This is a genomic window from Algoriphagus aurantiacus (assembly GCF_035156405.1).
Classification (GTDB): Bacteria; Bacteroidota; Bacteroidia; order Cytophagales; family Cyclobacteriaceae; genus Algoriphagus; species Algoriphagus aurantiacus.
Map to the genome: position 1 here is coordinate 67578 of NZ_JAXRUT010000008.1, position 26143 is coordinate 93720.

The 26143-nt window shown below is 40.7% G+C and carries 15 protein-coding genes; 9 read left to right on the plus strand and 6 right to left on the minus strand.

The window, feature by feature from the left end; all coding sequences use genetic code 11:
• Positions 1 to 134 precede the first annotated feature (134 nt).
• Entirely contained in the window at positions 135 to 2774 is a 2640-nt protein-coding gene (locus SYJ56_RS10070) for a M1 family metallopeptidase (protein WP_323833927.1), read from the minus strand.
• 66 nt (positions 2775 to 2840) lie between these two features.
• Here SYJ56_RS10070 and SYJ56_RS10075 point away from each other — a divergent pair, with 66 nt between their 5' ends.
• The 3 genes from SYJ56_RS10075 (at position 2841) to frr (ending at position 4802) form a co-directional block, all read left to right on the plus strand.
• A complete protein-coding gene (locus tag SYJ56_RS10075) occupies positions 2841 to 3335 on the plus strand; it encodes an acyl-CoA carboxylase biotin carboxyl carrier protein subunit (RefSeq protein WP_323833929.1) in 495 nt (164 codons plus the stop codon).
• A 184-nt stretch (positions 3336 to 3519) separates the two neighbouring features.
• Complete coding sequence (pyrH, locus tag SYJ56_RS10080) at positions 3520 to 4230, plus strand: UMP kinase (protein ID WP_323833931.1); 711 nt, start codon at positions 3520 to 3522, stop codon at positions 4228 to 4230.
• Positions 4231 to 4241: 11 nt separating this feature from the next.
• Positions 4242 to 4802, plus strand: coding sequence for a ribosome recycling factor (gene frr / locus SYJ56_RS10085; protein ID WP_323833933.1), 561 nt, complete (start codon positions 4242 to 4244; stop codon positions 4800 to 4802).
• Between the two features lie 319 nt (positions 4803 to 5121).
• On the opposite strand, the gene SYJ56_RS10090 is transcribed toward frr, so the two are convergent.
• On the minus strand, positions 5122 to 7779 hold the full coding sequence (locus SYJ56_RS10090; protein WP_323833935.1) for a DUF5686 and carboxypeptidase regulatory-like domain-containing protein: 2658 nt from the start codon (positions 7777 to 7779) through the stop codon (positions 5122 to 5124).
• An 813-nt stretch (positions 7780 to 8592) separates the two neighbouring features.
• On the opposite strand from SYJ56_RS10090, the gene SYJ56_RS10095 reads away from it, so the two are divergent.
• Positions 8593 to 9933 carry a vanadium-dependent haloperoxidase gene (locus tag SYJ56_RS10095; RefSeq protein ID WP_323833937.1) on the plus strand — a complete coding sequence of 447 codons (1341 nt, stop codon included), beginning with the start codon at positions 8593 to 8595 and terminating at the stop codon, positions 9931 to 9933.
• A 173-nt stretch (positions 9934 to 10106) separates the two neighbouring features.
• Positions 10107 to 12281 carry a bifunctional alpha,alpha-trehalose-phosphate synthase (UDP-forming)/trehalose-phosphatase gene (locus SYJ56_RS10100; RefSeq protein WP_323833938.1) on the plus strand — a complete coding sequence of 725 codons (2175 nt, stop codon included), beginning with the start codon at positions 10107 to 10109 and terminating at the stop codon, positions 12279 to 12281.
• Between the two features lie 106 nt (positions 12282 to 12387).
• Here SYJ56_RS10100 and SYJ56_RS10105 read toward each other — a convergent pair whose 3' ends face one another.
• The 4 genes from SYJ56_RS10105 to SYJ56_RS10120 all read right to left on the minus strand — a co-directional run bounded on the left by SYJ56_RS10105 (position 12388) and on the right by SYJ56_RS10120 (position 17076).
• Positions 12388 to 13281, minus strand: a complete 894-nt coding sequence (locus SYJ56_RS10105) for an N-acetylmuramoyl-L-alanine amidase (protein ID WP_323833939.1) — start codon at positions 13279 to 13281, stop codon at positions 12388 to 12390.
• Between the two features lie 224 nt (positions 13282 to 13505).
• The gene (locus tag SYJ56_RS10110; RefSeq protein WP_323833941.1) at positions 13506 to 15287 is read right to left on the minus strand and encodes a glycoside hydrolase family 15 protein; all 1782 of its coding nucleotides are present in this window, start codon (positions 15285 to 15287) and stop codon (positions 13506 to 13508) included.
• 111 nt (positions 15288 to 15398) lie between these two features.
• A complete protein-coding gene (locus SYJ56_RS10115) occupies positions 15399 to 16481 on the minus strand; it encodes a BF3164 family lipoprotein (protein ID WP_323833943.1) in 1083 nt (360 codons plus the stop codon).
• Between the two features lie 379 nt (positions 16482 to 16860).
• Complete coding sequence (locus tag SYJ56_RS10120; protein ID WP_323833945.1) at positions 16861 to 17076, minus strand: hypothetical protein; 216 nt, start codon at positions 17074 to 17076, stop codon at positions 16861 to 16863.
• 292 nt (positions 17077 to 17368) lie between these two features.
• Between SYJ56_RS10120 and SYJ56_RS10125 the strand changes: the two genes are divergently transcribed.
• The 4 genes from SYJ56_RS10125 (at position 17369) to SYJ56_RS10140 (ending at position 26116) form a co-directional block, all read left to right on the plus strand.
• Positions 17369 to 20335 carry a SusC/RagA family TonB-linked outer membrane protein gene (locus SYJ56_RS10125; protein ID WP_323833947.1) on the plus strand — a complete coding sequence of 989 codons (2967 nt, stop codon included), beginning with the start codon at positions 17369 to 17371 and terminating at the stop codon, positions 20333 to 20335.
• 18 nt (positions 20336 to 20353) lie between these two features.
• Entirely contained in the window at positions 20354 to 21988 is a 1635-nt protein-coding gene (locus SYJ56_RS10130; protein ID WP_323833949.1) for a RagB/SusD family nutrient uptake outer membrane protein, read from the plus strand.
• A gap of 176 nt (positions 21989 to 22164) precedes the next feature.
• The gene (locus tag SYJ56_RS10135) at positions 22165 to 22767 is read left to right on the plus strand and encodes a hypothetical protein (protein WP_323833951.1); all 603 of its coding nucleotides are present in this window, start codon (positions 22165 to 22167) and stop codon (positions 22765 to 22767) included.
• 25 nt (positions 22768 to 22792) lie between these two features.
• Positions 22793 to 26116: a VCBS repeat-containing protein gene (locus SYJ56_RS10140; protein WP_323833952.1), complete on the plus strand. Its 3324-nt coding sequence runs from the start codon at positions 22793 to 22795 to the stop codon at positions 26114 to 26116.
• Positions 26117 to 26143: the final 27 nt, after the last annotated feature.

Consider the following 26143-nt stretch of genomic DNA (forward strand, 5'->3'; position numbering starts at 1 on the left):
TCTAGCCTTTTTCTCAGGCTTTTCTATCGTAACGGATGGCAAAATTATAGGCTTTTATTAAAGATTCAAAACATGCATTTCATATTTGATGAGATTTTGCTGTTTTTATTTCCAAACATTTATAAATCAACGGATTAATTTTCGCCTTTCATCGCTTCAAGAAAATTCTGGTAGTACATAATCAGGTTACTATCCATTTCGTGGGCAGCAACCTCACTAATTTTCTTCAAAATCTCTGGATCGTCAGAAAACCCTAGCAGTCCCTGGAAAGCTCCCAAACGAATATAGCTTCTCTTATCATTTCCCATTTTAGCCAATAAAAAATCGATTACATCCTCTTCGCCTTCTTCCGGGAAGCGGCTGAAATATTCACTCAGATAACCAAAGAAATAGTACAAGCCTTCCCCTGAAATGGTATTTGCTTGATTTAGAAACCAATCTCCTTTGCCAGCAACAGCCTTAGTTATATAATAATCTGCCACTGGAATCACCATGCGGAAGTTATTTTCACTAGCATAACTCTCTATCAACAAGGAATCGACCTTTTGGGATTCCATGCTCACCAAGCCCATCAAGGCAGATCCAGCGACGAGATAAGACGAGCCCTTAGCTAATTCCAGAAAAGTAGAATAATAATCATCAGGAGAAAAAGCCGAAAGCACATCAATTGCACCTGCTCTCACAGAATTTCTTGGATCATTCTCAGCTAGGTTGGCAATTTTACGAGCTAATTCTGGGGTATCTTCTAGCCATTCCGGGTACCCTTGGAGGATAGACAATGCTGATTCTCTTATAGACCAAAACTCATCATCCAAAGCCTCGGGGAGAATTGATTCTAATTCAGTCACAGCCTCCCAAGCTGCCAGACTATCCAATGCTTCATATCTTGCTATTCCAAATTTTGAAACCCTGAATTGTTGACGCATTTGATTTGCATCCATCTCAATGGACTTCTCAGCAAGCAGATTTTTCTGCTCATCAATTAATATCAGATTAATTGGATTTTCACTCTCCACAGAAACTTGCTGAAAAGCCTCAGTGATCATGAATCGCTTACTTTTTCTTTCCTTCTCTTCGTACCAGCTCACTTCTAAGGGAAGCTGATAAAGCGGCTTTGTTGTCAAATCCTGCTCCTGAGAAACGGATATAATGATGCTTTTTGGATCTGAATAGTCAACATCAAAATTAAGCTCAGGATGTCCTTTATCAAGAAACCATTGATCAAAAAACCAATTCAAGTCTTCCCCGCTAACTTTTTCAAAAGCTATACGAAGATCATTCACTTCCACATTATCAAATGCATGCTCTTCTAGATAAACCTTTAGGCTGGCATAAAATGCTTCCGTTCCTAAGTATTCCCGGAGCATGTGAAGTATAGCTCCTCCTTTGGAATAGCTATGTGAATCAAACATATCTTCAGCATCTTCATAATCGAAACGAATCAAATCAACCTGCTTTGTTTCTGCTTCCATAAAGTAATTTTCCATCTCTGCTATAAGCTTCAGCTTAGCTTCATCTGATCCGTATTTGTACTCATTCCACAAGAACTCACTGTAATTTGCAAAGCCTTCATTCAACGTGAGATTTGCCCAGGATTCGGCAGTCACATAGTCTCCAAACCACTGATGAAAAAGCTCATGGGCAATAATGTAATCCCACTCGGAATCAATTGCTTCACGTTCGGTAAGCCGCAATTCCTCCATAAAAATAGATGCAGTCGTATTTTCCATTGCTCCAGACACAAAGTCCCGCACTACGATCTGATCATATTTTGGCCAAGGATATCTCACACCAAGTAAATCGGAGAAGAAACCAATCATCTCAGGCGTATTCTTAAACACTTTTTTGGCTCCTTCTTCGTAGCCTTTTTCCACATAGTAACCTAAGGGAACATCCTCCCAGTTAGCCTCTACTTTCCCAAAATCGCCAACGGCAAAAGCAGCTAAATAAGCAGAATGAGGGAGCTTCATTTCCCAATAATCCTTCCTCATTCCATCACTTAAAACCTCTTGCTTCACTAATTCCCCATTCCCTATGGTCACTAAGGTGTCGGATACAGTCAGTTTAATAAGCTGGGTGAATTTATTATTTGGGGAATCTATGGTTGGGAACCACTTGGAATTATGTGCAGTCTCCCCTTGTGTCCAGATCATTGTCGGTTTGTCTGGTATCGTATCCAGCGGATCAATAAAATAAAGACCTTTCGTATCAGTAATAGCCTCGCTTCCACCTCCTCCATTACGCTCGGGAAACGCTATATAATCGAAAACTATCCGAAAAGTGTCAGCTCTTGTTAATTCTCTCGGCAGGTAAATATGGATTTTCTCTTCATCGTAGTTATAGGTAGTGGTTTCCCGTTTTCCGGCTTGAATGAAAAATATTTCGTCAAATTCAAAATCTTGGGCATCGAGGACCAGTTCTCGAGTGGGATAGAAAAATGGTTTGATCGTTAACTCGGCCTTTCCAATTACTGCTTGTCGTTGATACTCAAAAGACAAGTCCAAGTCTGTATGCAAAATGTCGAAATCTTTCTTTGCAGAAGGATTATAATCATAGGTTTCATCAGCTTTTTCTTCCCGAGAAGTGTCTGCTACCAAAGCGGCACTATCAACCAGCTTCTCTTCTGCAGGAATTTCAATTATGGGATTTTCTGATTGTCCCTGGTCTGGAATCTTTGCAGACTTGCACGCAATTGCAAAAACAAGAAAAAAAATAATCTGACCTGCAAAAGAATATCCTCTGATCCTTAACTTTTTAACTGACAATTGATTCATATTTAAAACGAATGAAAAAGGATTGGTTTTATTTGAAATTGTATATTCGGCTTCAAATTAACATGAATGTTTACAGTTACCATCCAAAATAAAAGCTATTCGATAGAAAAATCTGATGATACTATCCAAGTAAATAGCAAAACGATCAACTGGGATCTTCAGTGGATTTCTGATCGAAAAATTCACCTTATTTATGATAATAAGTCCGTAGAAGCAGAATTGATTTCCATAGATAAAGAAACAAAAACAGTTCAAATCAAACTTGGAAACAAAATCTCCAGCCTTCTGCTCAAGGACAGATTTGATCTACTTTTGGAACAATTGGGAATGAACAATATAGCCTCCCAGGCTTTGAAAGAAATAAAAGCTCCTATGCCCGGTCTTATATTAGATCTAAAAGTAAAGCCGGGAGATGTAGTTAAAAAAGGAGATGTAGTACTGATCTTGGAAGCTATGAAAATGGAGAATATCCTCAAATCCTCAGGAGATGGCATCGTAAAAGCCGTAAAAGTAACTCTTCATCAAAGTGTAGAAAAAAACCAAGTCTTGATTCAATTTTAGCCTTTATGCCTAGCATAATGAATTGAAGAAATTATATTTGTCGGATTATTTTGCGCAAATCGGATCACGTCCGATCTTTTTTCAGTCAATTTGCTAAATTCTTTTTAGCGCTAATCTGAGAATAACTCGCCTCAAATAATCGCAATAATAGCGTCAAAAAACCTCTGAAAACAACACCAAATATATGAAATACAAGAGAATACTGCTCAAACTCAGTGGAGAAGCGCTAATGGGTGAAAAGAGTTACGGCATTGATCCTGTTAGACTTCAGCAATACACACAGGAGATCAAAAAAGTACAGGATATGGGTGTTGAAGTAGCGATTGTAATCGGGGGAGGTAATATTTTTAGAGGAGTGCAAGCCGAAAAGTCCGGGATCGACAGAGTTCAAGGTGACTACATGGGGATGCTGGCAACTTTGATCAATGCTATGGCGCTGCAAAGTGCACTTGAGCAAGGTGGAATGTACACCCGCTTAATGTCCGGTATCAAAATCGAAAGTGTTTGTGAGCCATTTATTCGTCGAAGAGCAATCAGACACCTTGAAAAGGGCCGTATTGTAATCTTCGGAGCAGGTATTGGAAATCCATATTTTACTACTGACTCCACCGCAAGTTTGAGAGCTATTGAAGTTGAGGCTGATATCGTATTGAAAGGAACTAGAGTGGATGGCGTCTATACTGCTGATCCAGAAAAAGATTCTACAGCCACAAAATATAAAATCATTTCGTTTCAAGAAGTTTATGAAAAGAACCTTAACGTAATGGATATGACGGCCTTTACGCTTTGCCAAGAAAACAACCTGCCCATCATCGTCTTTGATATGAACGTAGCAGGAAACCTTAGCAAATTGGTACAAGGTGAAGAAATTGGTACTTTGATCACTTCTCTTTAAGTTTAAAAACCATGGAAGAAATAGAATTATATTTAGACGAAGCAAAAGAATTGATGCAGAAAGCGGTAGCTCATACCTCAGCGGAACTTCTGAAAATACGCGCAGGTAAGGCAATGCCAAATCTCCTAGATGGTATTTTGGTTCAGTATTACGGCGCTAATACTCCTTTGAGCCAAGTATCATCAGTAAACACTCCGGATGCCCGGACTCTTTCCATCAAGCCGTTTGAACGATCAATGATTTCTGAGATCGAAAAAGCCATCATCAATTCAGACCTTGGACTGGCACCTCAAAATAATGGAGAAGTAATTATTCTTACCATTCCTGCTCTTACAGAAGAAAGACGGATAAATTTGGTGAAGCAAGCAAAGCATGAATGTGAAGGAGGGAAAATCTCCCTACGAACGGTGCGCAAAGACATCAATGACGAGCTCAAAAAGCTTCAAAAAGATGGCGCATCTGAAGATGAAATAAAAAGAGCAGAGGATGTCGTTCAAAAACTAACCGATCAGTTCTCTACTAAAATAGATGAGCTTCTCGCCAAAAAAGAAGTGGACATCATGAAAGTATAACTCATAAAAACCCGGTCTTAAGCCGGGTTTTATTTTGTTATCCTGCTTCTCCAGAAGCCGGAATTAATTTGCATTTTCTTCTCCGTTGATTAATACTTAAGCTTACTTTCATGTGTTTATAATTGTTTTCTAATGGTCACATGGAATCTCGCTTGGAAGATAATCATCCCAATGTGTGACGCTTAGGGTCATGCTCGATTTCTTATCTCTATTATCTGCCTCTTACCTTGATGCAAAAAGTCAAGAAGAATTAACACCACCCTCCCGCTCTACTTATTACTTATCCCCTTTAACTTCCTACCTGTCACCATTTTTTTGTCTAGTTATCAATATTCACATTGATAAAGGTGGCAACTCCAAATCTCACTCCTCCGCGGAGAAAATCCGCATTTTCGAACCCAGCTCCCATCTCCACCCGGAAAATTCTAAACAGATTGTCTAATGAATAGCCTACTTCCCAGTAATGCGGGGAATTGTCAGTCTTCAAATAATTAAAGAAAATATTCTCTCTCACTCCCGAGAATCTTAGCATAGGCAATTGTGTGAAAATGAATTTCCTAAACTGGTAATGCACTATCCCAGAAAAGTACTTTGAATTTGTACTGTATTTATAATAATCCATAAAACGGTAATTCGATGCCGGACCGAAATTGGAAAAGATGGTTCTGTTGCCCCCGAAATGCTGAAAATCGGGAAAGTAAACTTGGCCATTGGACAAAAAGGCTCCGGCAGCAAGATTGAAATCCAACTTACCGCTGACCCCAAAAGTGTAATTATGTTTAATTCCCAGTTCTAAGTGATCGAAATCCGCAGCAATTCCATTGCTACTTATTCCACCAAATGCTTTATTATAAGCCAGCTTGACCAATGGAGATCGATCTGTTATCGGATACTTACGGCCATTTCTAATACCATATTTTATTCCCGGTCGCCATTCCAGTTCAGTATTCAGTTTTAGAATATCATAATTGCTAAAAGAGCCCGGATCAGTTTCCACATTTTCTGGCTGGTTTGATGAGTATTCCCGCACGGGCTTATTGTAGAAACTATAATTGTTCGTATTGAATAATTCTCTTCTATTAGCATAAGTCATATTTACCCGATATGTAATACCACCATTGACCCGATGTGCCCAGTACACTTGCGCAAAATCCTGCTCATACAGCTTCATGTAATTTTGCCTGAAAAACAAGGAATAGACGGCATTTACTTGCTCATTGATAGGCTCTCCACCGTTAAATTGATAGATGTATCTTCCGCCTCTTACGCCGAAGGTAGTCCCAGTGATACGCAAAGTACTAGACCACCGAAAATCCACTTTCCCATAAAACCGATTACTCGAAAACCCATACCGCAACTCAGGTTCTATATTAAAACTTTTGAGATGAACGCTCACACTATCAGCCAACTTGGTTGATGATTGCTTTCTATAAAACAGTCCTATTCCAAGCTTGACACCTTCAACTGTATTGAATGAAGTCTTGGTCCAATTTTGCTTGAAACCTATAGAAACACCTTTTCCCATGCTGTACGAGGCGCCATTCATAAAGTCAAGCGGCTTGTATTTTTTTCTAGCTTTTTTAGCCACAGAATCAACATCACTCATCTTAGCAGCCTCAACCGTAGCCAAACTATCATCTCGCTGATATCCCTGAATTTCACTTTCGGTCAATGGAACTGGACGAATACTATCCCAATAAACTTGATTATATTTTTTTGCCATAGAATCCACCTCATAGTAGCTCTCTTGGATCACATCGGGTTCTTCTTGCTCTTTCAGAGATTCCTTCTCGTATTCATTAAGTAGTTTACGGTACTCTTTTCGCGTTTTTGGTTCTTCCTTTGCGAGCTGCTCCAAAGCTGAGACGGACTTATTAAAAGCTACCGCTTCTTCAGGCACCTCCTGTACTTTTTCATCAATAATCTCTGGTACGACCTCCAGATCTGGATTCAGTTCTATCTCATATTCACGAGTAGAAGCTAGGTATTTGAAATTCCCCTCAAAGCCAAAAATCTTCCCTCCAAAGTCATAGGTGTGTGTCAGAGGCATCCAGACATTCTCAGCCACTGGAGCATACTGCTGCTTAGCCTGAATCTGAAATCCTAGCAAGGAAGTTTGCAAGTTCAAACTATGAATCGCCCACAAATCTTCTATAATGTAAATGAATCCTTCAAAGACCTGCTCCCCTCGGGATCTCGGTGTCACTTTGATCTTGCTTACCATTACATTCTGATCAAAAAAACTTCCCTCATATTTAAACTTATAGTACACAAACGCTGAGCGAGAAAGTGGTGAGATGATACCATTAATTTTCTCCTGGTAAAAAGTAGTTTGAATATAGGGGGCCGGTGAAGTAGACTGATTATCTCCATTGGTACGTATAGAAATCACTTTTTCCTCTACTTTATTAGGCTGAGTAAATGTGATTCTCGATACGGATTCTGAGGTATAAGCTTCATTAAGCTTAAGTCCTTCTTTTTCTATGGTTTTTCTCAGAAAGAAAGGAGCATCTGTCAATTTCCCAGTTCCTTTTAGATAGACTGTCATGCTATATTTTTGAATCTGGAGTCTATGGTATTTGGCTTTTGCGATTGCCTTACGCATGATGGTCAGCGCAGGATCTTCTGCCCCGGCCCTTACCTCCACCTCTTCCAGCGTATATTCTTGGGGTTCCAATACAAAGTCTTTGGTCGTCCACTCATCGGTCACAATGATAGTTTCAAGCTGGGATTTGTAGCCAAGATATTGGACTAATACATCATAAACCCCGTTTGGAAGCTTATACTCATAATTCCCTTCCTCATTGGTTGGGACTCCATCACCGAGATTACGAATATAGACTGAGGCATAAGCTAAAGGTTCTCCATCAGATGATCTCACTTTCCCCCTGACACCTTGTGCTTCAGAGTGGTTACTAAAAAATACTGCTACTAAGGAAACACATATGACCAAAATTGATTGTACTAGTTTTTTCATAAAAGTTGGTTTATATCTCAAGATAAACAGGTTTTCAAAAATGAGCTTTATACCCATTGTGTTTTAAGATGATTTAGGAACGTAACAAACTCCATGATAAATCTAAAATGATATTATCACTGAATGATCAGGAATTCTAGCCAAGCAATATGATTCCCCGAAATTCAACTTTGAAAAAAGTTATATAAGCGACTGATACGTAAGCTTAAATCTTAAAAAGGTAGCTCAAGGAAATGGGAAATTCATTTGGATAACTTCATCAAGAATTGCACAAAAATCTTATGTTTTCGCTATTCAGGCGGAGGACTTAAACGTGGAGGACTTAAACAAGGATGGAAACCTAGACTTAATCCTCGGAGGCAATCTTTCAGGCCAAGTCCAAGGTAGGAAAATACGATGCCAGCTACGGTGAAGTCTTATTGGGAAGGGGTGATGGTACCTTCGATTTTTTGGCCCAATTCTCAAAATGGACTTCGGCTAACGGGTGATGTCCGAGCTTTTGCAAAGCTGGAAAATGGAAAACTTTTGGTTGTAAAAAATAATGCTCCTTCAGAAATATGAAACTACTAAACTGATTCTTGCAGTTCTTTTTTCAAGGAAATTCATGTACAAAAACTTAAAAACAGATGATTTTGAAATCTCATCCCAAAGAACAAATATTGTATTGCCCTAAAGCTAAACTTCTTAGAAATCATTGCAAAGTGTCTTAATTTCCAATAGCTTTGAGGTCCAAACACAACAAATTGAAATCCGTTTCATTAAAGCTGAACCACGATTTCAGCCATTAGAAATCATAAAAACAAATCCCAAAATATGCGTACCGTTAAATTCATGCTCTTTTCAGGGATTCTCCTGATTGCTGTTTCTTGCGCAAAACAAGCCGATTATTCCCAAGCCATTACAGACGGCCACTACATAACCGAAGCACAAGATAGAATCACAGAAGTGATCATTCACGATATTTTCTCCCCCCCTGTAGCAGCGAGAATCTACACATATGCATCACTAGCTGCATATGAAGTGGCAGCAGCAGTTGATCCCAATTACACGTCTCTTTTAGGGCAATTAAATGGATCAGAGAAGGTGTCTTTCTCTCCTTCGGAAAAAGTATATCCGCCCTTAGCGTCACTTGCAGCCTATTATTATGTAGGCACTGGATTAATCTTTTCAGAAGATATGATGAATGAGCATAGAGACGCTACCTACGCCGCATTAATGGAAAAAGGTATCCCTGAGGACGTATTTGAAGCTTCTATAGCCTTTGGCAAAGAAGTGGGTGACGTGATCAAGGCATATTCCTCCAAAGACAACTATCACCAGAGTCGGTCTTTCCCCAAATTCACCGTCACTGGTGAAGAAGGTACATGGCAGCCTACTCCACCAGCTTACATGGAAGCCATTGAGCCTCATTGGAGCAAGATCAGGACTTTCGTGCTGGACTCAGCATCACAGTTCAGACCACTTCCACCTCCACCATTCTCAACAGAGCCTGACAGTGAATTTTACAAAGTGGCTAAGGAAGTCTATGATATGGACAGGATGGCCACCCAAGAACAAAAAAATATTGCCCTATTCTGGGATTGCAATCCTTACAAAATGAATGTGAAAGGCCATGTAATGTTTGCAGAGAAGAAAATCACTCCTGGCGGACATTGGATGAGTATAGCAGCAATTGCATCCAAAGGAGCCGAAAGAGATTGGAAAGGTACCGCAGAGGCTTTTGCCATGACGGGAATCTCTCTCAATGAAGCCTTCATTTCCTGCTGGGATGAAAAGTATCGGAGTAATGTTATCAGACCGGAAACCTACATCAATCAGCACATAGATGAGCAATGGGTACCCCTATTGCAAACGCCTCCTTTCCCTGAGCATACCAGCGGGCACAGCGTAGCCTCTGCTGCTTCGGCTTATACATTAGCTCAACTTTTTGGAGATGAATTCCATATCGTAGACAGCTCGGAAGTAGCCTATGGTCTTCCGGTGAGGGAATTTGACTCCTTCTCTCAAGCCGCGGAAGAAGCTGCACTTAGCAGATTTTATGGAGGAATTCACTACCGTCCAGCCATTGAGTATGGCATTACAGAAGGGAGAGACTTGGCTAAATTCATCTGGACAAAGGTGGAGACCAAGTCCAAAAGTGTAGCAAGTAATTAACTCTAAAAGCATCCACCACCCTGGATGCTTTTTTGTTTCCGAATTGTGAATTCTGTATCAAGATTGAACTCATGTTGCTTCATTATGTTTTTATTCCAAGAGATATTCTGTAACTTCTCTTATCCCCTTTTTAAATTGGACTTTTCCTTTTCTTGTTTTAAAACCACCCTTTTATGTCAAAAACCATTATAGTTTCCAATCGCCTGCCTATCAGTTTACGACACAGAAATGGCCGATTTGAATTCAAACCAAGTGCTGGAGGACTGGCCACAGGGCTTGGTTCTATTTATAAGGAAGGAGAAAATATTTGGATCGGATGGCCTGGAAACACGGTAGATGATCCTGAGCAGAGAGCAGAAATCATCCTCGAACTTCATGAGCTAAAAATGGCTCCTGTCTTCCTTTCCAAAGAAGATGTGGAAGAATTCTATGAAGGGTTTAGTAACGAAACGCTTTGGCCAGCATTCCACTACTTTACCCAATACATGGTCTATAATCCTGAGCATTGGGAAGCTTATGTCCGTGTGAATCAGAAGTTTTGTGATGCTATTTTGAAAAAAGCAGGGCCAGACGATACGATATGGGTTCATGATTACCAGCTGCTTTTACTTCCACAAATGCTACGAGAAGTATTGCCAAATGCTACAATCGCATTTTTCCAGCATATCCCATTCCCTTCTTATGAGATCATCCGAATGATTCCTTGGAGGAAGGAATTACTTGAGGGAGTTTGTGGAGCAGATTTGATAGGTTTCCATACCTATGATGACATGCGCCATTTCCTTAGTGCAGTAGGTAGAATTACTGGCTTATCGAGCGAAAGCGGCTATATCCAAGCAGAAAATAGAATCATCAATGTGGATTCTTTCCCGATGGGAATTGATTATGACAAATTTGCAAAGCAGGCAAAAAGTAAACGGACGCTACGTTTTGTGAAAGAATTTGGTAAGCAGGTGGAAGATCAAAAACTGCTTCTTACCATTGATCGACTGGATTATTCCAAAGGAATTCCCCAGCGTATTCAGGCTTTCAATCAATTGCTGGAACAGCATCCAGAACTTCATAGCAAGGTATCCATGATCATGATCGTAGTACCCAGTCGGGACAAAGTACAGTCCTACAAAGAACTTAAAGAAGAGATTGACCTTCTGGTAGGTCGTATAAATAGTGAGCACTCCACACTGAACTGGGTACCGGTTCATTATTTCTACAGAAGTTTCCCATTCGAAGAACTCAGTGCATTTTATAACATGTCTGACATCGCGCTAGTAACGCCGTTGCGCGACGGGATGAACTTGGTTTGTAAGGAATTTGTGGCAAGCCAAACTGATCAGACTGGTGTATTGATTCTCTCAGAAATGGCAGGAGCCTCCAAAGAGCTTCAAGATGCAATCCTAGTCAATCCAAATAACAGACAAGGCGTGGTGGATGCGATTTACAATGCCCTATCTATGCCGCAGGCTGAGCAGATTGCCCGAATGAAAAGCATGCAGGAAAGTCTGAAAAAGTACGACGTTTTCCAATGGGTGAAAGTATTTATGGATCGTCTGGATCATGTGAAGAAAAAGCAAGAAGAATTGACTTCCAAGGACGTGGATACCAAGGTGATGAATGAGATCCAGGCAAGTTTCAAAAAAGCTAAAAATGCTGTTTTGTTCCTTGACTATGATGGCACATTAACCGGTTTTCATTCAGACCCACAGAAAGCTTCGCCTGATGCAGAATTGAAAGGGATTGTGAAAGACTTAAGCGCACTTGCCCAAGTAGTGATTATCTCAGGAAGAGATAAGGACACACTGGGAAGATGGTTTGAAGGGCAGACTATAGACATGATCGCCGAGCATGGTGTGTGGGTAAAAAGAAAAGAGAATCAAGGTGATTGGGAATTGTACGCCGAGGTCGAAGACGGCTGGAAAGATGACATCAGAAAAATAATGGAGTATTATGTACTCAGAACCCCTGGTGCATTCATTGAAGAGAAGCATCATTCTCTTGTGTGGCATTATAGAAAAGTAGAAAGTGGATTAGGAGATCTAAGAATGCGCGAACTCTTTAGCCATTTGAAATACATGGCAAGAGGCTACAACTTGCAGGTGCTGGAAGGAAATATGGTCTTAGAAATTAAGCGACCTGACATCAATAAAGGGCGTGCTGCCACAGCGATGATGAAAGGAACAGAATATGACTTTGTATTAGCCATTGGTGATGACTGGACCGATGAAGACACCTTCAAAGCGATGCCGAAAAACGCGTATTCGATTCGTGTAGGTTATGCCTATACTCAAGCCAATTACAATATCAAATCATTTAGACAAGTAAGGCAATTGCTTCAGAAATTGACTACTTGATTGATTTGAAAATTGGGTTAAGAATTTAAAGTAAGGGTGAAAGATTTTTCGCCCTTACACATTTGCGCCCTCCGCGTCACTCTTTGTGAACTCTGCAGTTAGAAAACTACAGGTATTTTTTATAGAGGTTATCGAGAATTCGCCTATCGGTTTCTGTCAATTCAGCTTCTATGTCACGCTGGATAAAATGCAGCTTGAATGAGCGCCTCGCAGCTTTTGGATCGCTCACATCATATCCAATTATCCTAAGCGCGAGAACTGTATCTAATCTCTTTTCGGGTATATAGTCTGTACTTTCAATAGATATTGATGAATTATCCTGAAAAGTAAGAATTGGAAAAACCACATCTTCATCATACCAAAGCCCATAACCTTCTTCCGCTAGTCTTTTCCAAGGGAAATAAACACTTGGATCAACTTTTCGTGCAGGAGCAATATCAGAATGACCGATGAAATTAGCGGTAGGAATTCCATATTTCCACTTCAACCGCTTCAGTAATACCAAAAGACTTTCTATTTGTGCTGTTGTAAATGGCTCACTCCCATTATTATCCAGTTCTATGCCGATAGAAGCTGAATTAAGATCTGTGTCATTTCCCCAACGTCCTCTACCTGCATGCCAAGAACGCAGATGATCATTCAGCATTTGCACGATTTCACCATCTCTGCCTACTACATAATGTGAACTAACCTGAGTTCGGCTGAGGGTAAAGGTGGTGATGGTCTGCTTCAGTGAGTCTTGAGCTGTGTGATGGATGATCACATAGTTTGGCTTTCGAATACTGAAATTTGTAGTCCCTACCCATTCATCTGTGATGCTCAAGGTGTCATAGTCGAGTTCAGCTTTGGTTTTAGGAATTTCTTGGATAGTAGCTGTGGCTTCCTTCACTGCCTTTTTATGTGCTTTGTTATTCTTTCGGTAGATGTCTCTTGAGCAGGAAGCAAAAGCTAACGAGGCTGTAATCAATAAAACGGCAGAGGTGATTCTACGGGAACTCATGGGAAGAAATAGTTAATCAGAATTTGAAGCTACAAGTATTGTACTAAGTCTGAAAACCAACTATAGAAAAAACAGGAGGAGGTGGGACAAAATACTGGAAAAAAAAGTCCTGCTTCTGGAGAAGCAAGGCAACTCAAAAGCAGGACAACACTTAGTCTGATATTCTCTGGAAATTATCTCCGACGATCTGCAAATTTTATCTGCGAAAATCTGCGGGAAATCTTTTACAAGAAATTCGGTCTATCTAACTTCCGGCCGATACGGAAAGCTGCATTCATCAAACCTACATGGGAATATGCCTGCGGGAAATTGCCCCATTGACTTCCGGTTTTATGATCCACATCTTCGGAGAATAGCTTTAGGTGATTGCAATATTTCACAAGCGTCTCAAATCCTTCTACAGCCTCATCTAATCTTCCAACGCAAGCCAAGGCTTCAATATACCAGAATGCACAGATCAAGAAAGTGGTCTCAGGCACACCAAAATCATCCATATGCTTATACCGATAGAAGAGGAAATCCTTTGCCAATAGCTCTTCTTCCAAGGCTTTTAGGTGATCATTTGCACGCTCCAAATCCTCCCCAAAATACCCCATGGTAATCAATTGAAGTGTAGAAGCATCCATGTAAGTAGAGCCTAATGCCTGTGCGTAGGCTTTTCGATTTGGGAGATAGCAGGATTCTATTTTTTGAACCGCCAGATCCCGAAGCTGAATCGCTTTTTGATACATGTTATCATCTTTCAGACGAATACCGATTTTGGCGGCAGCACAAGAACCAGCCCAGTGAAACAAGAAGGTATAGCAATGCTCCTGAGCTAGATTTCTGAATTCCCAGAGTCCTGCATCTTTCTCATCCATTGTTGCTTCGATCTTGTTTAGCAGGTTCATGATCATCGGCTTTGAGCTACTTCTCTCCTCTTCTGTAAAACGCTGATCGGAGTAAAGCGGAAGTAAAGACACTAAGACCTGACCATAGAGATCATTTTGGATATGCGTATATGCCTGATTCCCAAAACGAACTGGCCTATTATCCAAATAACCAGCAAGTTCTGAAATCTCTTCTGTCAAAAGCGAATCGCCTGTGATAGAATAAAGTGGTTGATACCGCCCATCTGGACCAGGTTTTAGGTTATGAATAAATTCGAAGTACTTCTCCAATTCCTCAAAATGGCCCAAACTGTTAAAACAGGTCAGGGTATAATAACTATCACGTATCCAGCAGTAGCGGTAATCCCAGTTACGGGTAGATCCCGGTGACTCTGGTAGGCTTGTAGTAGAAGCTGCGATGATTGCCCCAGTATCCTCATATTGGTGAATCTTCAGTATCAGAGCAGATCTCAACACCAACTTCTGATGAAAATTAGAGATACTCGTGGACTTCACCCATTCTTGCCAATAGCTTGTCGTCGCCTGAAGAAATCGCTCAGAAGTAGTGTCTATTGGAGCTTCTAACGGTCTACCGTATGTCAATACCAAATAAATGGGCTTATTCAAGGAAAAAGCCTTACCATCCATAATGTAACTCAGCGGTGCATTGGTGGACAGTCTGAGCTCCTGATCTGTATCCATAAACCGGATATGATTGCTCCCCATACTGGATTTTAGCAATCTAGCACCATGCTCTGCTGATGGCTGGCACTTGATGAGTATTGATGGCGAGCCGGATACCACTTCGATCTTTCTAATCAGCATCAGCGGCTTATAGTAGCGATCAAAGTTCTTGAACCTTGGCGCAAAATCAGTCACTGAATAACTATCCTCACCGGATACCACAGTAGTCTTAAGTACATTGGTATTTTCTAGATAAGCTTGTGAAGATTTAAAGTCATTGGATTCTGGATGAATAGTGAATTCCCCGCCTTTCTCGCGATCCAGCATTCCCCCAAAAATAAAATCAGAATCAAATCTTGGCAGACACATCCAACTGATATTGGTATCCAGTTCCACATGGGCGATATAGGCACAATTGCCGATCACCCCACTTCCATAGGTATGTTTTTTCATTAAGGTCAGGTTTGAAATGGGAAAAGTACGGGCTTTTGGGTCTGAAGCAAGAAAGTAAAAAAGGGGACAGAATGCAAAAATCCTGTCCACTAAAGAAATTTTGAAAGAAAGTTAATAATCAAACCGCACCAGATTGGGCTCACGGTCCACTGTCACTCCATAGATAGCTCTATTTCCCTCATCCACTGCAAAACCAAATAAAGGATAGTCCAGCTGATATTGTTTTAGAATATTCCCTTCATAATCAAACTCAAATATTCTGTTGAGATTATCTGAGTTACTTATTTCCCGATAGGATTTACCGCTGAAAAGAACAAAGAAAGAATTATTCCCAGCATAAACATCCATATACCTTGATGTAGAATTCCTTCCAAAATCTGCCATTTGATAGCCCATACTATAACTGATCTTGAACTCAGGCAATTCTTGCCTCGGTCCATAAATCAATTTACTCGACCTATTCTCCAAATCAATGATTTCAATATAGTCGGCTACTTTGCCCGCACTGATAAAATGTTTTTTCGTTGGATCAGCTTTGATGGTTGCCTGAAAAACAGTACTCACCAGATTGGCATCTAAGCCTTCTTCCTTATAGCCATTGGGCAATTCCTTTCCTTTGATCATATCCCTCCAATTACCAAAAGTGGCCAATGTATCACCAGAGGTAGTTAAATGAAGATATTTTGTCCACCCGTCCACTAAGCTAGCCAATAGCGTTTGATCCTTTGCCCATGTTGCCCGGGTTATAAAAAATTCTGTCTCAGGAGATCTAAACTCCTCTTCTGCAAGCTTACTGCTATCCAACAAATCATACTTTGAGAATTTGCGAACTTCCGGATCATAGACCCAGACTTTATTTTTTTCTCCCGCATCCTCTATCTGAGTAATTGTAGTGGTTTCACCTGGTCCCAACCCATGAATTCCCTTAGAGCGAAGATAACTTCCTGATTCAAGATCAATCACATGAAACTTGTCGTCATAGGTATTCTTTCTCTCAAACACCACTGCAAGCCCATCTTTAATCATAATTCCTCGCGGGTTAATTATTTCAGGGATGTTGTACTTTTCTCCAACTAGCTCAATGGGCGGGGGAAGGTCATCTTCTGTGAAATAGATATTTCCATCTTGAACTTTCGGCTGACATGCGCAAAAAAGCAGAATAATACAAAGGGTATATATTGTTTTAGTTGGCATGGCTGATGTCATTAAGCCTCAAAATAAAAAAGGTAAGATAAATACCATCCTATAATAGGACTCTTGATTTATAATCACAAGACTTAGTTTGATAAGTAACTACCAGCTATAATAATTTGCAAATACCAAATATCAACTAAAAAAAAGGTTTGGTAAGCAAATAGAATTAACAAAACTAAACTGTTATTTCAATAGTAATCAAGCGGCCGTTTCCAAAGTTCTATAAAGCCATTAACTATATATCTATCTCCAAATCAAATAGCATAAAAAGTAATTCTTCCCTATCCACCTTGCCTAAATCTGCAAACTGCTGATTCAATTCAGGATTCAAGGTAACTCATTCCCAAAATCCAGAATGTACTTGAGTTCAATAAGATACTCATCTATAATTAACCGCATATAGGGTATCCCTCAATCCCAACGCTAGTAAATAATTGTGTTCATCAATCTTTGATAAGATGTTTCTTTTATCCAAAGGGCTGTCAAACAACACCGGATCAAAGAGAAATCCTGCCAGTTTAACCTCACCATCCTGATAGATAGCTACATTGGATTCTCCATTGATTGAGCTGTAATTAACAATCAATTCCCCCATTTTCTATAAAGACTAAATCTGCATACACGAATTTCAATTGACAGTTTCAGTATAACCAATCAGTTTGAATAGAAATAAAGAAACATTATTAGGTAATTGGAGGAGAGGCAATACTTTTATACTGATATTCTGAAAATTAATCAGGGAAATGGATTGCATTTCATGTATTAATTCTTCAGATTTGTAAACGATGGATTCGAATCTCAATTTAGAATACCACCTTTGAATATCTTGTGGGATTCGTTACATTTCAATGAGTTCAATTATTAATCAACCCAATAACCCAATCACTATGAAAAAGCAGAGGAAGTTATCTTTCCTGTTGGTTTTCCTACTGTGCCTGAGCCTGACTAGCCAGACATTTGCCCAACAGGAGGAAATAACTGGAACAGTTACGGACGTAGAATCCGGCGAGGGAATTCCTGGAGTAAGTATCCTTATAAAGGGGACCACCAGAGGGGCTATTACCGATTTAGACGGGAGCTTTTCGATTACAGCAGGATCGGAAGAAGTCCTCGTATTTTCATTTTTAGGCTATGATACTGTAGAGCAACCTATCGCCAACCGGTCCATCATAAATATTAGTTTATCGCCAAACGTTCAAGCCCTTAACGAGGTAGTGGTCGTAGGCTATGGTACCCAAGAAAGGAAGGAAATTACAAGTGCTGTGACTAGTGTCAAGGCAGAGGATTTCAACCAAGGTACTGTAAATGACCCTCGCCAATTGCTTCAAGGTAAAGTGGCTGGTTTGAATATTGCCAGACCTGGAGGCAACCCCAACGGTGGCTTTAACATGCGTCTAAGGGGAATTTCTTCCATAGGGGAAAATGCTGAACCTCTTGTAGTAATTGATGGTGTGATCGGAGGTTCTTTGAGTACCGTGGATCCTAATGACATTGAATCAATGGATGTATTGAAAGACGGTTCGGCCGCTGCAATTTACGGAACAAGGGGTTCTGCCGGGGTGATTTTGGTCACTACTAAAACAGGTAAAACAGGTAGAACTGTCGTAGAATTCAATAGCAGTGCGGCTGTTGAAAACGTGGCAAGAACCATCAGTGTCATGAATGCGGAAGAATACAAACAAATCCCTGGTTCAATTGACCATGGTTCTAGCACTGACTGGTTTGATGAAGTGACCAATACTGGCTTGAGTTTTATTAATAACCTGAGCTTGGGAGGTGGAACCGCCACTACCAATTACAGGCTTTCGGTCAACTCCCGAAAGGTTGATGGTGTCGGTATCAATTCAGGGTTTGACCAATTGAATGCCAGGATCAACCTGACGCAAAAGGCATTGAAAGACAAGGCAATTTTTACGGTAAACGTTTCCAATACTACCATAGACAGACGATTTGGAAATGAAAACTCCTTCAGATATGCTATCATCACAAACCCTACCCTTCCGGTAAGAAGTTCATTGCCTGTTGATGTCGAGTTTGGAGGCTATAAAGAACTGGATATTTTTGACTGGTTCAATCCGGTATCCATTGCGGAGCAAAACATTGCAGATGGCAGAGACAGCAAATTGCTGGCAAGTATCCGGGGAGAGTACAATTTTACCAGCAAATTCCGCGGTGCGGTTTTTTATGCGAGCCAGAGAGAAACTGAATTCAGGGGAAATTATTCACCAAAGACAGCCAAATTTGGTGGTGGATATGGTAGAAATGGTTTGGCCTCAGTCCGGAATAATACGTTTATGAATGAATTATTTGAATCTACCCTTCATTATGACACCGATGCAGGAAAAGTTGCTATGGCTTTCCTTGGAGGTTACTCTTATCAGGAATTTTTCAATCAAGGCAGTTTTGTGCAAGCTGGTAATTTCCTGACTGATGCATTTACATATAACAATATGAATGCAGCATTAGATAGAGAGAATGGATTGGCTAGCTTAGAGAGTTTTGCTAACTCAAACAAGTTGGTAGCATTTTTTGGACGCGCCAATTTCAATTTAGATGACACTTACCTTTTATCTGTCAGTGCTAGATATGAGGGTTCTACTAGATTTGGAGCTAATAACAAATGGGGGTTGTTTCCTGCAATAAGTGGGGGTATCAATATTGCCAATTTGGTCGATATGCCAGGCGTAAGTGCCATGAAATTTAGGGCAAGTTATGGTAGAACAGGTACCCAGCCCAACTCATCTTATATATCATTATTGAGATTTGGAAAGGGAAATAATTTCTTATACGACGGTAGTTTTGTACCTTCCTATGGCCCTGTGTCCAATGCCAATCCAGACCTGGCATGGGAAACAAAGGACGAATATAACGTTGGTTTGGATTTTGTCATCCTCAATAACAGACTGGATGGTGCGATCGACTACTACACCAGGATCACGACAGGCATGATCTTACCGATAAATGTTCCTATTCCACCAAATCTTTTTCGTACTACTCAATTGAACATCGGAGAAATGTCCAACTCGGGTCTGGAGGTAATGTTAAATTACAAAGCCATCAATAAATCTGATTTCAGATGGACTACAGGAGTCAATTTCTCAACATTGAGAACCAACCTGAGAAGTTTATCTACAGATGATCTTAGTTTTGGAGAGGTTAATTACCGTTCCAACTTTGGATCCCCCGGTCAAAACCTGACTCAATTAATTCGAATCCAAGAAAACGGTCCACTTGGACAGATCTGGGGCCCTATACAGGTTGGTGTAAGTGAAACCGGTGCTCCTATCATGAAAGTAATCGACGGTACTGCTGTGGATGACAATGGCGATCCGGTGTATTGTAATTGTGATCTGGACCGTGCCCAATTGGGTACTGCCTATCCGACTTTTAACTTTGGATTCAACAACAACTTCAATTATAAAAACTGGGATCTGAATTTCTTCTTCAGAGGATCAATCGGCCATTCGCTGATCAATAGCTACAGAGGATTCTATGAAAATACTGAAACTACAACTGTTCAAAACTGGAATATTGTAAATACCAAGTATTTTGATCCTGCGATCACAAAGGCAGAGTACAACAGCACTCACGTAGAAAAAGCGGATTTCGTAGTCCTTGATAATGCGACACTTGGATACAACTTTAATGTGGGTTCAGGAAAAACAATCGGAAAAATCAGAACTTTCATTTCTGTCCAAAACCCCTTCATGTTTACCGGATATACCGGTGTGGATCCGGAAGTAAGGTATGGGGACTCGGAATCAGGCAATGATCCACTTGCACCAGGCATCGAGAGAAGGGCAACCTACTTTACGACTACAATCACCACTTTTGGACTCAATTTAAGTTTCTAAGCTAAAATATAAGATATCATGAAAAAATTAATCAATATAAGATACTTCTTGATTGGCCTGGGAATGAGTTACTTCGCTTCTTCATGTGTCAATTTGGAAGAGGAATTATTCAGCGAAGTATCCGCAGATAACTTTTTCCAAACGGAGGAAGAATTTGTCTCAGCATTGGGCCAGGCTTATAGTTCATTGGGCGGATTGGGAAACCACTCCGGGCTTTGGTCTATCAATGAAATCGCTTCAGATGAAATCGTAGTCTCCCACAAGGGTGGTGACTGGTTTGATGGCGGGGTGCTTTTACAATTGCATCAGCATGAATTCCAACCTGATAATCCTTTTTTGCAAAATTCCTGGACTTTCCTGTTCTCCGGAATCAATACTTGCAACAGGTTGATTTATTCCTTTGAGATTTTGGACAATCCTAATTCCCCTGCCTTTATTGCTGAATTGAGAGCCTTAAGAGCACTTTATTATTATTGGGCAATGGATGCATTTGGAAATGTTCCGATAGTAACTGATTTCCTTGATGAAGAAGCTCCAGATACAAAACCGAGAAGTGAGGTTTATGCATTCATATTGGCAGAACTCAATGAAATCATCCCATTGTTACCTACTGCAAAAAGCGAAGAGACCTATGGTAGGATGACCAAATGGGCTGCTTTGATGATCAGGATGAAGCTTTACCTGAATGCAGAAGTGTATACAGGTACTGCCCAATGGGCCTTAGCAGCAGCTGATGCCGCTGAAATTGTGGATAGCGGTACATTCAGCTTGAACCCTTCTTACAAAGAAAATTTTGCAGTAAGCAATGGTGGCTCGAATGAAAACATATTCGTTTATCCCTATGACAAAGTTTTTGCTCGAGGTTTCAACTGGGTCATGATGACTCTGCACATTGCAAGCAACAGTACATTTAACCTAACTCAGCAACCATGGAATGGCTATCAAACTGTAGAGGAATTTTATAATTCCTACGTAGATCCAGTCAAAAACCCTGGTGTTCAAGGACCGGTATGGAAAGGATTGGCATTGACCCAATCTACGGGTACGATAGATGGGAGATTGAGTAATTTCCTGGTAGGCCCACAAACCAGATCTGATGGTTCTCCTTTGTTAGATCCGGGAGTGGAAGCAACAGATCCTACCGGAAAAAACGGCGATCCGAATGGTCAGCCAATCACTTTCATGCCATTCCTTAATGAAATCTCCCCTGGCGGTTTGCGTCAGGCAGGAGCAAGAATCGGCAAGTATGAATTTGAGAAAGGAGGTACCGAGAACATGAGCAATGACTTTGTGATTTTCAGACTCTCTGATGCCATACTATCATTGGCCGAAGCGAAGTTCAGGTTAGGACAATCAGCAGAAGCTTTGGCTTTGGTAAACCAAGTCCGTGAAAGGGCAGGTAATCTTAGTCCCTTTACTACTTTGACAGATGAAAATCTTTTGGCCGAAAGGGGCAGAGAGATGTATGTGGAGATGACCAGAAGACAGGATTTGATCCGGTTTAAAAAGTATGGAAGTGCATGGTGGCCTTATGCCGGCATGAACAGACCTAAGAAAGTTCACAGTCCAGGAAGCTTCTTGGAATTGTTCCCAATTCCTGCACCCCAGCTTCTTGCCAATCCAAAATTGGTACAAAATCCTGGGTATAATTAATTAGGGTTTGAATTACAATAAAAAAGCAGGCTGGAAAAGTTTCCAGCTTGCTTTTTTTTTCTTACTATTTTAAAAGCCAATATTTTAACCAGAAGGATTGAAGTAGAAGATCAAAATTATTTAATTTCAACCCTCAATAGCTGGAAAAATCATATATCTCGCCCCCCATTTAACCTATGCGCAGTTCTAAAATCATATTATTTTCTTTAGTAATACTTAGCCTATTCATCCAAGGCTGCGGTACTTCAATCTTTTCTTCAGATGATGATTTATCAAAATCAGATAGCTTATTTTTAGGAATCCATTTGGGTATGTCTCAAAAAGATTTTTATGACCTCTGTACTGAATTGAATAAAAATCAACTTATTACACAAGGACCGGGTGGCAATACAAATGTGGAGCATAGAATTGAGGATGGATTTGATTCCGAAGTCAGTATGAGGTTTTTTCCGACTTTCATCGATGAAAAAATATTTGAAATGCCGGTTACTTATTCTTATGTAGCTTGGGCACCTTGGAACAGACAATATTGGGCAGAAAAACTCCTTCCCAAAGTACTAGAACAATACAAAGAAACTTATGGGGATGATTTTAAACTTCTTGAACATCCCACCCAAGGCAAAGTTTATTATAAAATAGATGGTAAAAGGAGAATCAACCTTTTTGTCAGAGATGAGCACCTAGTCCAGGCTGTTTTTACGGATTTGAAAATTGAAAAAAGACTGAAAAAGGAATATGAGAAAACCAAAACCCCCAACTATGAACCTTCAAATGACTGATTAAATTCTAAAAATTAAATGTTTGATGAAGAATACCTGTCTGCTGACTCCTATCCTTTCCCTTTTGATTTTTTCCTCTTGTAATAAGGAAACTAAGTCCGGCTCAGAATATTTGTTTGTGGAGTTGGATTCCAATATCACAGGCATTGATTTCAGCAACCAACTGACAGAGACAGAGGAATTCAATATCATTGAATACTTGTATTTCTACAATGGCGGTGGAGTAGCCGTGGGTGATGTCAATAATGACGGGCTTCTGGATTTATACTTTTCTGCCAACCAGCTGCCCAATAAGCTTTTTTTGAATAAAGGAAATCTGGTTTTTGAAGATATCACTGCTCAAAGCGGTCTGGCTTCTCCTGGAGCCTGGAAAACTGGAGTGAGTATGGCAGATATCAATGGAGACGGACTGTTGGATATCTATGTCTGCAGACTGGGGGACTGGAAGGGAATAAAAGGTAAAAATGAGCTTTATATCAATCAGGGAGATCTGACCTTTATCGAAAATGCCGAGGATTTCGGTCTTGACTTTCAAGGGTTTAGTACACAGGCAGCATTCTTTGACTACGATCGGGACGGAGATCTGGACATGTATCTACTCAATCATGCAGTGCATACTGCCAATAGTTATGGCCGAGCCTCTTTAAGGTATATAGACAGTGGTCCCTCGGGAGACCGGCTGTACCGCAACAACGCGAACAAGGGTGAAAAAAAATTTACGCCCGTCACCAATGAAGCCGGGATTTTTTCCTCCCAAATCGGCTATGGCTTGGGCGTGGGAATTTCAGATGTCAACAATGATGGATGGCCGGACATCTATATTTCCAACGATTTTAATGAAAATGATTACCTCTATCTGAACCTTACAAATGGGACTTTTAAGGAATCTGCATCAGAGACTGTCACACAGAGCAGCCGGTTTTCCATGGGCAATGATCTGGCAGATATCAATAATGACGGGTGGATAGATATCTTAAGTCTTGATATGCTACCGGAGGATGAAATCACACAAAAGCGCTCAGCAGGAGAGGACAGCTATGAAATCTACCGGTTGAAATTGAATTTTGGATATGGGCGACAAGTGAGCAGAAATACCCTACAACTGAATAACGGAAATGGGACTTTTTCAGAAATCGCGCAATTGGCTGGTATTTCTGCCACAGATTGGAGTTGGGCTCCCTTATTTGCCGATTTTGACAACGACGGCTGGAAGGACCTCTTTGTCTCCAATGGTATTTTGAGGCGACCCAACGACATGGATTACATCAACTTCATAACCAATCCGGAATTGGAGAAGGGCGTGGATAAAAATCAGAAAATCAGCAACTTGGATCTGGCCCAAAAAATGCCTTCAGGGAAGGTTTCAAATTATATCTACAAAAACACGGGAAATCTTTCCTTTGAGGATATGGGTGCAAACTGGGGTATTTCTAAAGCGACTGCTTCCAATGGAGCTGTCTACGCCGACTTAGATAATGACGGGGATCTAGATCTGGTAGTCAATAACCTGAATGCCCAGGCTGGTATTTTTGAAAATCAACTCAACAAAATACCAGGAAATGACAGAACTACATTTTTAAAAATCCAGTTTGAAGGTGCCAGAAATAATAAATTTGGGATAGGTACGCGCGTTGAGGCTTTTAGTGAAAACCGTACTCTTGTTCAGGAAAATTTTACCGCTAGGGGATTTCAGTCATCCGTGGCTCCCGAGATCCATTTGGGACTGGGTGATATACAATTTTTGGATTCCCTGAAAGTTACCTGGCCCGGCGGTGAAAGCCAGACATTGAAGAAGGTGGAGGTGAACAGAAGTTTGGTTTTCAAGGAAATCGACGCACAGACCCCACCCCTCCCAATCGAGACTAAGAGAGACCCTCTTTTTCATAAAATCCCATCCGGAATCACTGGACTAGAATTTTTCCATATGGAAGATGAGTACAATGACTTCAACCATCAGCCCTTAATTCCTTTCAAGCTTTCTAATACCGGGCCTGCCATGGCTCTGGGTGATGCGAATGCTGATGGGTACATGGACGTTTATCTTGGGGGGGCTAAAGGTCAAACGGGAGCTCTATTTGTCCAAACCAAAGATGGGAAGTTTAAAAGATCATCTCTTTTTATCGAAGGAGAAGAATTGGATCAGGATGAGGTTTTTGCAGTTTTTTTGAACAATGAACAAAAAGAAAAACCTGACCTTTTGGTCTTCAATGGAAGGGATATACCAGACACCCAGACAGAAGGAAACAACACACTTTATACAAATTTGGGGAATAACCATTTCTCAAAAAAGAAACAGCTACCCGTTGACGCTGACATCCTGGTCTCCGTGGTATTGCCGGCAGATATTGACGGAGACGGGTTACTGGATTTAGTTGCCGCCGGCAGAAATGTCACTGGGAAATACGGGCTGATCCCGAGGAGTTATATTCTAAGGAATAAAGGCGGAAATGAGTTTGAAGATATAACAGCAAGGATTGCTCCGGAATTGGAATTCATCGGTATGGTCACTGATGCCGCTTGGGTGGATTTGGATCAAAACGGCAAGTTGGATCTGGTCATAGTGGGGGATTGGATGCCGGTAACGGTTTTTATGAACAGAGAGGGGCATCTAGTCAACGAAACAGAAAAAATGGGTCTGGCTAAAACTTCAGGATGGTGGAATTCCCTAGCAGTGGAGGATCTGAATGGAGATGGATTCCCGGATCTAGTGGTGGGTAATCTGGGATTGAACAGCAGGTTAAAAGCCACAGAGGAATTCCCCTTGAAAATGTATGTTAAGGACTTTGATGGAAACGGAAGTTTGGAGCAGATTATTACCTATTCCAGGCAAGGCAACTATTACCCAGTGGCTACAAGAGATGAACTGGTCAGGCAGATTCCCATGATGAAAAAGGATCTACTCAGCCACAGGGACTTTGCCGGCAAAACCATAAGGGAGCTTTTTAATCGCTTCAAGCTGGAAGAGGCTTTACTTTATGAAGTCCATCAATTACAGTCTTTGGTCTTGGTCAATCAGAATGGTAGTGGTTTTTTAAAGAAACCCTTGCCCATAGAGGCTGATTTTTCCTCTCTGGAAGCCATTGCCATTGATGATCTGGACGGGGATGGAAATTTCGATCTCATCCTTGGCGGAAATAAAACACAGGTTGCTCCTTATTTCGGAGCTTTTCTGGGGAGTCAGGGATTGATTTTAAAGGGAGATGGATTTGGGAATTTTCTTCCCATGACCGATTCTGGACTATTAATCAGCGGAGATATCCGCCAAATCAAAGTAATGGAGGTAGGCGATCAGAAGTGGATCCTGTTTTTGAAAAATGACGGTGAACTGGAAGTTTACCAGGTGAGATGATGCGACAATTCTTAACGATCCATTTAG